Annotated in this window: 12 protein-coding genes; 8 read left to right on the forward strand and 4 right to left on the reverse strand. The window is 68.7% G+C overall.

Annotation, left to right across the window (positions count from 1 at the left end; translation table 11 throughout):
* Window positions 1-119 precede the first annotated feature (119 nt).
* Entirely contained in the window at window positions 120-344 is a 225-nt protein-coding gene (locus HSX43_RS08695) for a methylated-DNA--[protein]-cysteine S-methyltransferase (RefSeq protein WP_179379738.1), read from the reverse strand.
* Between the two features lie 291 nt (window positions 345-635).
* Here HSX43_RS08695 and HSX43_RS08700 point away from each other — a divergent pair, with 291 nt between their 5' ends.
* Window positions 636-3,167 carry a penicillin-binding protein 1A gene (locus HSX43_RS08700; RefSeq protein WP_179380027.1) on the forward strand — a complete coding sequence of 844 codons (2,532 nt, stop codon included), beginning with the start codon at window positions 636-638 and terminating at the stop codon, window positions 3,165-3,167.
* 126 nt (window positions 3,168-3,293) lie between these two features.
* Entirely contained in the window at window positions 3,294-4,418 is a 1,125-nt protein-coding gene (gene prfB / locus HSX43_RS08705) for a peptide chain release factor 2 (protein WP_179379739.1), read from the forward strand.
* A gap of 96 nt (window positions 4,419-4,514) precedes the next feature.
* Here prfB and ccmB read toward each other — a convergent pair whose 3' ends face one another.
* The 3 genes from ccmB to HSX43_RS08720 all read right to left on the reverse strand — a co-directional run bounded on the left by ccmB (window position 4,515) and on the right by HSX43_RS08720 (window position 7,039).
* On the reverse strand, window positions 4,515-5,171 hold the full coding sequence (gene ccmB / locus HSX43_RS08710; protein ID WP_179379740.1) for a heme exporter protein CcmB: 657 nt from the start codon (window positions 5,169-5,171) through the stop codon (window positions 4,515-4,517).
* Between the two features lie 148 nt (window positions 5,172-5,319).
* The gene (gene ccmA / locus HSX43_RS08715; protein WP_179379741.1) at window positions 5,320-5,943 is read right to left on the reverse strand and encodes a heme ABC exporter ATP-binding protein CcmA; all 624 of its coding nucleotides are present in this window, start codon (window positions 5,941-5,943) and stop codon (window positions 5,320-5,322) included.
* Between the two features lie 64 nt (window positions 5,944-6,007).
* Window positions 6,008-7,039 (reverse strand): DMP19 family protein, encoded by a 1,032-nt coding sequence (locus HSX43_RS08720; RefSeq protein ID WP_179379742.1) that lies wholly within the window; start codon window positions 7,037-7,039, stop codon window positions 6,008-6,010.
* A 170-nt stretch (window positions 7,040-7,209) separates the two neighbouring features.
* Here HSX43_RS08720 and acnA point away from each other — a divergent pair, with 170 nt between their 5' ends.
* From acnA to HSX43_RS19635, 6 genes are all read left to right on the forward strand, one after another.
* Window positions 7,210-10,002, forward strand: a complete 2,793-nt coding sequence (acnA, locus tag HSX43_RS08725) for an aconitate hydratase AcnA (RefSeq protein ID WP_179379743.1) — start codon at window positions 7,210-7,212, stop codon at window positions 10,000-10,002.
* Window positions 10,003-10,224: 222 nt separating this feature from the next.
* The gene (locus tag HSX43_RS08730) at window positions 10,225-10,674 is read left to right on the forward strand and encodes a methyltransferase family protein (RefSeq protein WP_179379744.1); all 450 of its coding nucleotides are present in this window, start codon (window positions 10,225-10,227) and stop codon (window positions 10,672-10,674) included.
* Between the two features lie 82 nt (window positions 10,675-10,756).
* Window positions 10,757-11,443, forward strand: a complete 687-nt coding sequence (locus HSX43_RS08735) for a DUF1223 domain-containing protein (protein ID WP_179379745.1) — start codon at window positions 10,757-10,759, stop codon at window positions 11,441-11,443.
* Window positions 11,444-11,492: 49 nt separating this feature from the next.
* Window positions 11,493-12,185, forward strand: coding sequence for an HAD family hydrolase (locus HSX43_RS08740; protein WP_179379746.1), 693 nt, complete (start codon window positions 11,493-11,495; stop codon window positions 12,183-12,185).
* An 82-nt stretch (window positions 12,186-12,267) separates the two neighbouring features.
* Window positions 12,268-12,855, forward strand: coding sequence for a heme NO-binding domain-containing protein (locus tag HSX43_RS08745; protein ID WP_179379747.1), 588 nt, complete (start codon window positions 12,268-12,270; stop codon window positions 12,853-12,855).
* A complete protein-coding gene (locus tag HSX43_RS19635) occupies window positions 12,852-13,853 on the forward strand; it encodes a GGDEF domain-containing protein (RefSeq protein ID WP_179379748.1) in 1,002 nt (333 codons plus the stop codon). Before HSX43_RS08745 ends, HSX43_RS19635 begins: the two co-directional genes overlap by 4 nt.
* Window positions 13,854-13,894: the final 41 nt, after the last annotated feature.

The following is a 13,894-nucleotide window of genomic DNA, read 5'->3' on the forward strand; positions in this document are numbered from 1 at the left end:
TCGACGGACAACCACCGGACGTGGTCTACCGCGCCGGCACGACGATCATGCAACCCGACCAGGAGGCCCAGAGAGTAGCTTAGAAAACGCCAGATCCTGTCCAAGGATCGGGGAGCACCTCAGAGTGCCAGGTCGAACGATTGCAGGCGCCCCTCGAAATAGGCGTCGAGCTGAGTGCGAACGGCGTCGAACAGGCCCTCGTCGTGGACCCATTCGGTCCGCGGCCCGAAGGCCTTGTGCCCGCCGGGGAAGCTGAGGAAGTGCAGCGCCATGCCGTCGCCCGCAAGCAGGAGACGACCCACGGGGCTGTCGTGATAGCCATAGGCGAGCGGAGTATCGGTCATGTCGATTGGTCGCACGTTCCGCAGCGGCGGCAAAGGGCCGATCGGCGCGCGGCGGCCTTTACGTTCCACGCCGGCTCGGCCATGTGCTGCACCGGGATTGCACGAAGCGTGTTTTGACGGGCTTCGGTCGAAGACGTATATATCGAGGCAGTAGAAGGGGTGCAGGCCCCGTCGGGCGCGCACCTTCCGGGCGAGCCCCGAGGACGACATGAGGCAGGTCCGACCATGACCATCAGGACGACCCTAAAGGCGGCCGCGGCCGCGCTCGGCAAGACCTTCCACGGGACGGGGATGTTCATCCTCTCCACGATCGGGGGGCTGTTCTCGGCGGTGACGCTGGGCGTGATCGCGGCGGCGATCTGTATCGGCGGTGTGCTCTGGATGTATGGCCGCGACCTGCCCAACCATGAGCAGCTGGCCCAGTACACCCCGCCCACGATCAGCCGGATCTACTCGGGCGAGGGGCGGCTGATGGACGAATTCGCGCGCGAGCGCCGGCTCTTCGCCCCGGCCGAGGAAATCCCCGATCTCGTCAAGCAGGCCTTCATCTCGGCCGAAGACAAGAACTTCTACCAGCATGCCGGCTACGATCCGATCGGCATGGTCTCGGCCGCCGTCGATGCGGCGCGGGGCGGGCGTCTGCGCGGGGCCTCGACGATCACGCAGCAGGTGATGAAGAACTTCCTTCTGTCCTCCGATCGCAGCGCCGAGCGGAAGGTGAAGGAGATCATCCTCGCCTCCCGCGTGGAGGAGGCGCTCTCGAAGGAGGATATCCTCGAACTCTATCTCAACGAGATCTTCCTCGGGCAAAATTCCTATGGCGTGGCCGCCGCGGCCCAGACCTATTTCAACAAGACCCTGCCGGAGCTCACGCTCGAAGAGGCGGCGTATCTCGCGATCCTGCCGAAAGCGCCGTCGCGCTATCATCCCGTCCACCAGGCGGAGCGCGCGATCGAGCGCCGCAACTTCGTCCTGCGCGAGATGTGGGAGAACGGCTACATCACCCGCGCCGAGATGCAGGAGTCGCAGCAGAAGCCGCTCCTGACCGTGCAATCGGGCCACTACCAGCCCTTCCGCGCGGCGCTGCCGGACCGTGATTACTTCACCGACGAGATCCGCCGCCAGCTGACCCGCGACTTCGGCGAGGAGGAGTTCTTCACGCAAGGCTTCACCGTGCGGGCGACGGTCGACGCCAACATGCAGGACATCGCCGCCCGCGCCCTGCGCCGTGCGCTGGAGCAATACGATCGCGGCGCGGGCGTCTGGCGCGGCACGGGCGAGACGATCCCGGTGGAGACGCTCGACGACGAGGTCGCCTGGCGCGACGCGCTGCGCGGCGTCAGCGTCTCGCGCGACATCGACCTCGGCAACCGCTGGTTCCCGGCGGTCGTGATGGAGGTCGCGGATCAGTCGCTGACCCTCGGCGTCGAGGACGTGGACGACCGCGTGAGCGTACCGCGCGAGGACATCCAGTGGATGCGCGGCGACTTTTTCGACAACTTCGAGCCGGGTGACGTCGTGCACGTCCGCCGGATGACGAACGACGACGACAATTCGCTCATCCGCTGGTCCCTGCGGCAGGTGCCCGAGGTGCAGGGCGGCTTCATGGCGATGGACGTCAACACCGGCCGCGTCATCGCGATGCAGGGTGGCTTCAGCTATCAGCATTCGGTCTTCAACCGCGCCACGCAGGCGACGCGCCAGCCGGGGTCGAGCTTCAAGCCTTTCGTCTACGCCGCGGCGCTCGACTCGGGCTATCTGCCGAACACCATCGTCGTCGACGCCCCGATCGAGATCCGCGCGGGCGACGGTACGATCTGGCGACCGAAGAATGCCTCCAACCGCTTCTACGGCCCGTCGCCCCTGCGCACGGGGATCGAACGGTCGCGCAACCTGATGACGATCCGCCTCGCGCAGGACGTGGGCATGGGCACCGTGGCGAGCTACGCCGAGCGTTTCGGCGTCTACGACAGCATGGACGAGCTTCTCGCCAATTCGCTCGGCTCTCAGGAATCCACGCTCTACAAGATGGTCGCCGCCTACGCGATGTTCGCCAACGGCGGCGAGCGGGTGGAGCCGACCCTCGTGGACCGCATCCAGGACCGCTACGGCCGCACCGTCTACAAGCACGACCAGCGCAGCTGCGCCGACTGCGAGCAGTTCGCCACGCTCTCCGACGGCTACGGCCCCCGGATCGTCTCCAACCGCGAGCGGGTGATGGACCCGATCACCGCCTACCAGCTGACCAGCATGATGACCGGCGTCGTCGACCGTGGCACGGCTTCGCGGACGGTCAACCTGCCGGTGCCGATCGCCGGCAAGACGGGCACGACCAACGACGCGAAGGACGTGTGGTTCGTCGGCTTCTCCTCGACGATCGTGGCGGGCTGCTACATCGGCTACGACCGCCCGCGCAGCCTGGGCCGGGGGGCCTCGGGCGGCGGCATGTGCGGTCCGGTCTTCAACGAGTTCATGACCGAGGCGATCAAGGAGTACGGCGGCGGGCCCTTCGAGGTGCCGCCGGGCGGTTATTTCGTCAAGATCGACCGCTTCACCGGCGCGCGCCTGCCCGACAACGCCACCGGCGACCACGTCGTTGCCGAGTACTTCCGTGAGGGCGAGGACGGCTTCGGCGGCATCGGCGGGGGCACGGTCATCGACGGCGGCTTCGCTATGGCCGGCGACCTGCCGCTCTTCGGGCGGGGCGAAAGCGACGACGCGCCCGGCTCCACGTCGACCGAGGTGCAGACCTCGACGGGCCGCAAGGTGGTCGTGCCGGGCCGGGCGAGCTTCGGCTCGCTTTCCTCGGGCGGACTCTACTAGGCCCCTCCCGGGGCCTCTTCCTGCCGAAAATACTCAGGGGTGCGGCGCGGCTGCGGCCGCGCCCGTGGCTTGCCGCCTCCGGGGCCAGGGTTTAGGTGAGGCGCAACGCAGTCCCCGGAGCCCTCGATGCGCGCAGAAGTCCAGAACAACGTCGAAGCCATCCAGAAGTCGGTCGCGCTCCTGAAGCGGCGCGTCGACTGGGAGACGGCTTCGCATCGCCTCGAGGAATTCAACGCGATGATCGAGGACCCGACCCTCTGGGACGACCCGGCCCGCGCGCAGAAGCTGATGCGCGACCGTCAGGCCCTGATGGATGCCGTTGAGGGGATCGAAACGCTGGAGCGGGAGACCTCCGACAACGTCGAGATGATCGAACTGGGCGAGATGGAAGAGGATGCCGACGTCGTCTCCGAGGCCGAGGCCGCCATCGCCAAGCTGGTGGAGACCGCTGCGGAGAAGGAGCTGGAGGCGCTTCTGGATGGGGAGGCGGACGGCAACGACACCTTCCTCGAGATCAATTCGGGCGCCGGCGGCACCGAAAGCTGCGACTGGGCTTCGATGCTGGCGCGGATGTACGTCCGCTGGGCCGAGAAGCGCGGCTACGAGGTGGAGTTGCAGTCACGCTCGGCGGGCGAGGAAGCGGGCATCAAGTCGGCCGCCTACAAGATCAGCGGCAAGAATGCCTATGGCTGGCTCAAGTCGGAATCGGGCGTGCACCGTCTGGTGCGCATCTCGCCCTACGACTCGAGCGCGCGGCGGCACACCTCCTTCAGCTCGGTCTGGGTCTACCCGGTGGTGGACGACAACATCGAAATCGAGGTGAACCCCTCGGACATCCGCATCGACACCTATCGCTCCTCCGGCGCGGGCGGGCAGCACGTCAACACCACCGACTCGGCCGTGCGCATCACCCACGAGCCGACGGGCATCGTCGTGACGTCGTCGGAGAAGTCGCAGCACCAGAACCGCGACATCGCCATGAAGGCGCTGAAGTCGCGGCTCTACCAGATGGAGCTCGACCGCCGGAACGCCGCGATCAACGAGGCGCACGAGGCCAAGGGCGACGCGGGCTGGGGTAACCAGATCCGCTCCTACGTGCTGCAGCCCTACCAGATGGTGAAGGATCTGCGCACGGGCTTCGAGACGTCGGACACCGGCGGCATCCTCGACGGCGACCTCGACGGGATCATGGCGAGCGTGCTGGCCTCCGACGCCTCGGGCAAGAGCCGCGCGGACATGGGCGAGGACTGACCGGGGGGAGAGACGGTCATGGTCGGGCCTGACCCGACCATCTCGCTGAGAAGGAGATCCTCGGGGCGCGTCCAAGGATGACAGGACCACAGGTTCCTAGCGAAGATTGATCCTCAGTGCCGCCGCGCTCGCGAACGGGAGCAGCGCGAAGCATCCGAGCGTGATCGCGGCCAACACGGCGAGCGGCGTCCCCACCGGGAGCCCCTCGGCTCCGCGTCGCACGACCTCCGCGCCGAAGACGAGCGTCGGAATGTAGAGCGGCAGCACCAGCAGCGACAAGAGGAGCGAGCCGCGCTTCAGCCCGACCGTCAACGCCGCGCCGAAGGTGCCGAGCCAGGAGAGCGCGGGCGTCCCGATCAGGAGCGACAGGACGAGCCAGGGCAGCGCGGTCGTCGGCAGGAAGAACAGCAGCGACAGCGCGGGCGCGACCACCGTGAGCGGCAGGCCCGTCGTCAGCCAATGCGCGAGCGCCTTCACCGTCGCCACGCCCTCGAGCGGAATAGGGGCCGTGGCGAGCAGGTCGAGCGATCCGTCCTCGAGGTCGAGCGCGAAGATGCGGTCGAGCGAGAGGAGGCAGGCGAGCAGCGCGCCGAGCCAGAGGATGCCGGGGCCGATGGGGGCGAGGCGGTCGGTCTCCGGCCCCACGCCCAAGGGCACGAGCGTGGCGAGGATCAGGAAGAAGGCGAGGCCGAGACCGAAGCCGCCGCCCGCCCGCGTGGCAAGCCTGAGGTCGCGCAGAAGAAGGGCGATCATCGGGTGCCTCCGCCGGCGGCGCGCGCGGCCAGCGGCGTGCCCGCGTGATCCGTTGCGCCCGCAGACGCGCGCTCCGCTCTTTGCCGCCCCGCGCGTCGGGCGTGTGCCGCCGCGTCTCGGGCCTCCGGGGCCACCGCCCGCCGGTCCCTCATTCGACGGCCTCCGCGAAGGGGTCCGATGTCGCGGCGGGTTCCTGCCGCGCGGCTGCGAAACGCGAGACGTCGAGCGCGCGGGTCTCGGGCAGGCCGAGGTCGATATGGGTGGCGAGCACGGCCATTCCGCCCGCCGCGAGATGCCCGGCGACGACCTGCCCGAAGCGCGCGACGGTCTCCGTGTCGAGCGAGACCGTCGGTTCGTCGAGTAGCCAGACGGGCCGCCCGGTGAGCGGGAGGCGCGCCAGCGAGGTGCGCCGTTTCTGCCCGGCCGAGAGATCTGCGGCGCGGCGGTGGAGGAGCGGGCCGAGGTCGAAGGCGCCGACCGCCGGGCCGATGTCTGCCGTGCCGAAGATGCGCGCCCAGAAGGCCAGGTTCTCGGCCACGGTAAGCTGCCCCTTCAGCCCGTCGGCGTGCGCCACGTAGGCGCAGGTCTCGGGGTCGACCGCGCCCTCGACCGGGGGCGTGAGCCCAGCGAGCGTGCGCAGGAGCGTCGTCTTGCCGGAGCCGTTCGGGCCGCGCAGAACCAGGGCTTCGCCGGGCGCGAGCGCGAAGGAGACACCGCGCAGGACGGTGACTTGGCCGCGGCGGCAGGCGAGATCAGTGACGGCGTAGGTCATGGAGCCGGGTTTAGACGCCCCGAAAGGGAAAGGGGAGACCGGATCGGCCGGGGCCCTCCGCCGCTCACTCGGGCCAGTAGCCGTCCCGTCGAAGCGCGTCGAAGACGGCATCGTAGAGCGCGGCGTCGTCCATGATCCAGGTCGGCTGCGCCAGCGCTTCGTCCCGTGACGCGGACAGGCCTGCGATCGCCTCCCGGCGCGCCTCGGTCTCTTCGGGGTAGGGCGCGCCGATGATCGCCATCGCGGCGGCGAGGTCATCGGCCTGCGCATGAAGGCCGAGGGCGCGCAAGGCCGCTTCGAAGAGGCGCGCGTCATCGCCCGTGCTGTTGAAGAAGTACTGATGGGAAGAGCCGTTGCCCGCTTCGAGGATGAACCGCCCGGCCAGAACCGCGTGCCGGACCATCGCAGGCTGGGCGAGAAGGGCGCGTCTTGGATCGTCGGTCGCGTGGAGGCAGGTTTCTACCAGTGCCGTCACATGGAGGAAGCGGTCCATGTCCGGCGTGGCGGCGCGCAGGCTCTCGATCTCGGCGCGGAACTGCGGGTCTTTTCGAACGAGCGCCTCCGTCCGCGCCTCGATCGCGGGCAGGGCGCGCATGAAGCGCTCCGAGGCGGCGCGCAGCGGGCGATCGACCGCTGGATAGACCGTTCCGCGGCCGTCGCTCCATTGAGCGTAGCGTTCGGCGGGCGACACGTTCCACACCGGAAAGGCGGCCCGCGCGGCGCGGAACGCGTGGGCGGCCTCGGTCAGGGTCTGACGCTCCAGCACCTCGAGGTAGGTGTCGAAGAGGGGGGCGGCATCCGACATGGTGACGCGGAAGAGGGGCAACGTTCCGATCGTCTGCCACCGCAGCAGCGCCAGCAGGGAGGCGTCGCGACGCGCCGGCGTCATCTCGCGCAGCTGTGGCAGGATGCGCTCGTCCAGCGGTGTCTCAAAATCTGCGTCTCCGTTCCCGTCGAAGGCGTATTCGATCCGGATCGCCATGGTCTGAAGGGCCCCGGACATCGGCAGGCGCAGCGTGCCGGGCGCGATGCAATCGGCGGCGTGCGCGGGCAGGGGGGCGAGGAGCGCGGTGGCGACGATCAGCGGCTTGAACATGACCGTCAAGCTATTGGGCATGGTGCGCGGCTGTCCATCCCGGTCCGGACCGGAGTGACACGTCCTGCGACAACGTCCCGTACACGGTATGCGACGGTATACCCTTGATCCCGTCGGGCGCATGGGGCATGACGCGGGCAATTCCCAGCCACATGCCCGGAGGCCCTCCCATGACCGTCGTCGTCGGAACCGATACCGCAAAGACCCGCCGCACCCTCAGCGTCGGAAGCCAGTCCGTCAGCTATTACTCGATCGCCGCCGCGACCGACGCGGGCCTCGGCGATTTCTCGAAGCTGCCGGCGGCGCTCAAGGTCGTGCTCGAGAACATGCTGCGCTTCGAAGACGATGGCCGCACGGTCTCGACCGACGACATCAAGGCCTTCGCCGAATGGGCCGAGAAGGGCGGCAAGAACCCGCGCGAGATCGCCTATCGCCCGGCCCGCGTGCTGATGCAGGACTTCACCGGCGTTCCGGCCGTCGTCGACCTGGCCGCCATGCGCGACGGGATCAAGGCGCTCGGCGGTGACGCGCAGAAGATCAACCCGCTCAACCCCGTGGACCTCGTGATCGACCACTCGGTCATGATCGACGAATTCGGCAACCCCCGCGCGTTCCAGATGAACGTGGATCGCGAATACGAGCGCAACATGGAACGCTACCAGTTCCTGAAGTGGGGTCAGACCGCGTTCGACAACTTCCGCGTGGTGCCGCCGGGCACCGGCATCTGCCACCAGGTCAACCTCGAATACCTCGCGCAGACCGTCTGGACCGACGAGGACCAGAACGGCGATACCGTGGCCTATCCCGACACGCTCGTGGGCACCGACAGCCACACCACCATGGTCAACGGCGCGGCCGTCCTCGGCTGGGGTGTGGGCGGGATCGAGGCCGAGGCTGCGATGCTGGGCCAGCCGATCTCCATGCTGATCCCCGAGGTCGTGGGTTTCGAGCTGACGGGTGCCATGGTCGAGGGCACGACGGGTACCGACCTCGTGCTCAAGGTCGTGGAGATGCTGCGCGAGAAGGGCGTCGTCGGCAAGTTCGTGGAATTCTATGGGCCCGGCCTCGACAACCTGCCGCTGGCCGACCGGGCGACGATCGCCAACATGGCTCCGGAATACGGCGCGACTTGCGGCTTCTTCCCGATCGACGACGAGACGCTGCGCTACCTGCGCAACACCGGCCGTGCCGAGGACCGCGTGGCGCTGGTCGAGGCCTATGCCAAGGAGAACGGCTTCTGGCGCGATGCCGACTACGCGCCGGTCTATACCGATACGCTCTCGCTCGACATGGGTACGATCGTCCCCGCGATTTCGGGGCCGAAGCGGCCGCAGGACTACATCGCGCTCGATCAGGCGGCCTCGGCCTTCGGCGACTACGTGAAGGGCGTGCGCGCGGGCGAGGATGCCTCCGACACGGCGGAGGTCCGCTGGGAGGGCGAGGGCGGCGCGCCCGAGCCGATGGACATCCCCGGAGACGAAGGCAGCCACAAGCGCGGCTTCGTCGCCGGCGGCGAGGCCGACCGCGCGCAGATGCACGACGGCTCCATCGTGATCGCCTCGATCACCTCCTGCACCAATACGTCGAACCCCTACGTGATGATCGGCGCGGGCCTCGTGGCGCGCAAGGCGCGCGAACTCGGCCTGAACCGCAAGCCTTGGGTCAAGACCTCGCTCGCTCCCGGATCGCAGGTCGTCAGCGCCTATCTGGAGGCCGCGGGCCTGCAGGACGACCTGGATGCGATCGGCTTCAACCTCGTGGGCTACGGCTGCACGACCTGCATCGGCAACTCCGGCCCGCTCGCACCCGAAATCTCGAAGTGCATCAACGACAACGACCTGATCGCCACGTCGGTCCTTTCGGGCAACCGCAACTTCGAGGGCCGCATCAGCCCCGACGTGCGCGCCAACTATCTCGCCTCGCCGCCCCTCGTCGTGGCCTACGCGCTCGTCGGCGACATGAACGTGGACATCGCCACAGCCCCGCTCGGGCAGGACAAGGACGGCAACGACGTCTTCCTGAAGGACGTCTGGCCCACGGCCAAGGAAGTCGCGGAGCTGGTCGAGAAGACCGTGACGCGCGAGGCCTTCCAGGAGAAATACGCCGACGTCTTCAAGGGCGACGAGAAGTGGCAGGCGGTCGAGACCGTCGAGGCCGAGACCTACGACTGGCCCGCCGCCTCGACCTACGTGCAGAACCCGCCCTACTTCCAGGACATGGACCCAAAGCCGGGTCAGATCGAGGACATCAAGGGGGCCCGCGTCCTGGCCGTTCTCGGCGACATGATCACCACCGACCACATCTCCCCCGCCGGCTCGTTCAAGGAAAGCTCGCCCGCGGGGCAGTATCTCAAGGAGCGGCAGGTGCCGGTGCGGGAGTTCAACTCCTACGGCTCGCGCCGCGGCAACCATGAGGTGATGATGCGCGGCACCTTCGCCAACATCCGCATCCGCAACGAGATGCTCGACGGTGTCGAGGGCGGCTACACCAAGGGGCCCGACGGCGAGAAGACCTCGATCTTCGAGGCCGCCATGGCCTGGCAGGAGAAGGGCGTCCCGCTCGTCGTCTTCGGCGGCGAGCAGTACGGGGCCGGATCGAGCCGTGACTGGGCGGCCAAGGGAACAGCGCTTCTGGGCGTCCGTGCCGTGATTGCCGAGAACTTCGAGCGTATCCACCGCTCCAACCTCGTCGGCATGGGCGTCATCCCCTTCGAGTTCACCGGCGGCGACACGCGCACGAGCCTGGGACTCACGGGCGAGGAAGAGGTGACGATCGAGGGCCTCGGCGACGTGAAGCCGCTGCAGGAGTTGCCGGCGACGATCAAGATGGCCGACGGCACCGAGCAGACGGTGACGCTGAAGTGCCGGATCGATACGGAAGTCGAGATCGACTACATCAAGAATGGCGGCGTGCTGCACTACGTCCTGCGCAACCTCGCCGCCGGCCCCGTCGCCGCCGAGTGATCGGCGCGGACTTTGGACCAGACCCTTTGTCGCGGGGCCCTTCGGGGCCCCGCATCGCGTTCGGGGAACGTCGGACCGCTGCAACCGGCGATTTGACGCAAGGCATCCGCATCTCCCGGCCGCCGCGCGCCGGGACCGGATTGCGCGGCCAGAGTTTTCCGTGAAAACTCTGGTGAAAGACTTTTCGGCGAAAAGTCTTTCACCCCAGCGGAGGCGTAGACGATGCTCAAGGGCTTTCCGGACCTCCCGCCGATTTGGCTCCTGGCGACAATGGCCGTCTCCTGGGCGATCGGGCGCGCCGTTCCGCATCTGGATCCCGGCGCGCCGGGGCGCTGGATCGGTGCCGCGCTCGTGGCGGCCGGGCTGGGGCTCATCCTCTGGTCCGCGCTCTTCTTCCTGCGCCACCGCACCCCGATCGAGCCGCATCATACGCCGACCGCGCTCATCACCGGGGGCCCCTACCGGCTGACGCGCAACCCGATCTACCTCGCGCTCGTCCTGATCGCCGCCGGATTCGCCCTGCGGCAGGGCAGCGCCCTGGCGCTCCTGCCGGTTCCGGCGCTCTTCCTCGTCCTCGACCGGCGTTTCGCGGCCGTCGAGGAGGCCGGGCTGCGGGCGGCCTTCGGTGCGGCGGGGGAGGCTTATATCGCGCGGAGCCGGCGCTGGCTGTGACCGAATGCTTCACCCAAGGGTGATTGGAATGCACCGGAGACCGGCGTTAGGTAGGTGCGACCCAATCCCGGAGCGGCCGACCATGCCCAAGACGCCCGTCAAGATCCCCTGTCTCGCCCTCTGCGCGCTTGCCGTCGCCGGCCCGGCCGCCGCGGACCCCGTGGTCGTCGAGCTCTATACGTCGCAGGGCTGCTCGTCCTGCCCGCCGGCCGATGCCATGCTGGGCGAGCTGGCCGCGCGGGACGACGTGATCGCCCTGTCGCTGCATGTGGACTACTGGGACTGGATCGGCTGGAAGGACACGTTCGCCGACCCGGCCCACAGCGAACGGCAGCTGCGCTACGCCGAGGCCGCGGGGTCGAACGTGCGCTACACGCCGCAGTTCGTCATCGGTGGAACGGACCGGGTGGCCGGCCCCTCGGCGATGGACCTCCTCGAAATGATCCAGGCCCACGAGGGCGCGACCGGCGACGTGCTCTCGGTCTCCGGCGAGGTCGTCACGGTGGGCGAGACCAGGACCGAGGGACAGTTGATCGTCGTCGACTACATGCCCGAGGCGACCGTCACCGTCCTCCATGGCGAGAACGCCGGCCGCTCGATCACCTACCACAACGTCGTCCAAGGCTGGACGATGCTCCAGACGCTCGACGGCGCGGCGACGGAGGTAACGGTGGCCGGGCCCGAGGAGGGCTACCGCCGCGTCGTCCTCGCCCAGAGCGTCGTCGGCGGCAAGCCCGGGCCGATGCTCGGTGCCGTCCGCCTCGACTGACGCGCGACCGGCTGGACGCGCGCCGGCGATCGCGCCACGGTGCGCCCGGATGGTACGCGCGATTCTCTTCGACAAGGACGGCACGCTTACGGACTTCCGCGCCACGTGGGAGGCCTGGATGGCCGGCTTCATCCACGAACTCGCCGATGCCAGCGGCACCGCGCCAGCCGAGATCGCCGACGTCTACGGCTTCGACCTCGCCACCAACACGATCCCGCCCCATGCGCCCTTCGTCACCGCTCCGGGCGAGGCGATCACCGCTTCGGTCGCTCGCGCGATCGGGTGGACGGCCGGAGGGCTCGACCGCTGGATCGCGCCGCGCGTCCGGCGGGTCGAGCAGGTGCCCGTCGTCGGCGGGGTCGAGACCCTGGCGCGCCTGTCCGCGGCCGGGCTGACGCTCGGCGTGCTCACCAACGCCGACGTCGCCGAGGCGGAGCGGCACCTGAGCCATATGGGAGCGCTTCCCCATGTGGCGCGGATCATCGGCTGCGACAGCGGCTTCGGCGCCAAGCCGGATCCCCGCGGTGCGGCCGATTTCGCCGCCGGGATCGGGCTCGACCCCGGCGATGTGCTGCTCGTCGGCGATGGCATGACCGACATGGCGGCCGCCAAGGGGGCGGGTCTGAGGTCTATCGGCGTGTTGACCGGCACTCTGGGTCACGCCGATCTCGCACCCCATGCCGAGGCCGTTCTGCCGGATCTGACGCATCTGCCGGACTATCTCGGTCTCGCGCGCGGCTAGCGCTGGCGCATTTACCGCCTGTTCAGACATTTCTGCTTCAACGCGGGGGATAGTGTCCTCCGCGGGGTATCCGGTGCACGGAATGATCTGCAAGTCTCTCGAAGGGTTCGTCATCGACCAGTGCGGCTCCGACGCCTGGGCGGAGGTCCGTCACGACCTCCCGGTGCCGGAGACCGGGTTCGAGGCGCTGCGCAGCTACGACGACGCGCTCTCGCAGGATGTGTTCGCCCGCGCCTGCGCCGCCACCGACCGCAGCCACGACGCGCTGCTCGAGGATCTGGGTCACTGGATCTGCGTGCACCCCCCGCTCGAGCCCGTCCGCCGGCTCATGCGGTTCTCGGGCACGGGTTTCGTGGATTTTCTCTACGCGCTCGACGAGGTTCCCAGCCGGATCCGTATCGCGCTGCCGGGGCTCGAGGTGCCAGACTTCCACCTGCTGCAGCTCGATCCGGGCGTCTTCCGCATCCGCCTGCACTGGCACGTCCCGGGGGGGGGCGCCTTCCTGACCGGAGTACTCCGGGCCATGGCGGACGACTACGGCACCCTCGCGCTGATCGAGCGGGCGGATTGCACGCGGGAGGATGGCGGCTGGCACGAGACGCTGCATGTCTCGATCTTCGATCAGGCCCATCAGGAGCCGCGGGAATTCCGGCTGGGGGCGAGCGGGTGAGCGCGGTGGCGATGTCGCCGGTCGAGATCGGACGGCTTCTCCCGATGATGCTGGTCTTCGACGGGACGGGTCTGATCGACGCGGTCGGGCCGACGATCGAGAAGATCGCACCCGGGCTCGTCGGCCGGTCCCTCGGCGACGCGGTGCGCTGCATCCACCCCGCCATCGAGGGCCGTGCGGGGGCTTTCCGGGCAGAGGCGGGGCGACGATTGCGCGTCGAACTGCCGGGGGAGATGCGGGTGGCCGACGGCGCGGTGCGGACGGTTTTTCGCGGCGTCGTGACGTCGCTGCCGAACGGAGGCGGGCTGCTCGATCTCGCGCTCGGAGCCGATCCGATGCCGGCACTCCGGCGGCACGGGCTCACGGCCCGCGACTTCGGGGTGATCGACCCGATCGTCGACTATCTCTATCTGATCGAGGCGCATGGCCTGCTTCTGTCGGAGTTCGAGCGCCTCAGCCAGCGGCTGGACCAGGCGCGTGCGGCGGCGGAGGCGGCGGCGGTCACCGACAAGCTCACGGGCCTGCACAACCGGCGCGCGATGGACGCCTACCTTCTGCGCCTGTCCCGGCAACGCGGCAGATCCTTCGGACTGATGCAGCTCGATCTCGACTACTTCAAATCGGTCAACGACACGCTGGGCCATGCTGCCGGCGATCGCGTCCTCGAGGAGGTCGCCGTCATCCTGCGCGAGGAGGTGCGGGCGGGCGACATGGTCGCGCGGATGGGGGGCGACGAATTCATGCTCGTCTTCGAGGATTGCACCGATGCCGACCTGCTTCTCGCCATCGCCGAGCGGATGATCGCACGCCTCGAACGGCCGATCGACTGGGAGGGGCACGATTGCCGGATTTCGGGCAGCTTCGGCATCACGCTCTCGGACTACTACGATGTCCCCGACCCCGCCCGCCTCCTGTCGGACGTCGATGCGGCACTCTACGAGGCCAAGCGCAGCGGCCGCGCGCGTGCCACATTGGTGCGGCCCGACAAGGCGGCGTGAGCGGAGCGGATCCCGGAACTTGTGAGCGGTGTCGCCGCAAT

Origin of the sequence: Jannaschia marina, from assembly GCF_013404595.1 — a bacterium.
Lineage (GTDB): Bacteria > Pseudomonadota > Alphaproteobacteria > Rhodobacterales > Rhodobacteraceae > Jannaschia > Jannaschia marina.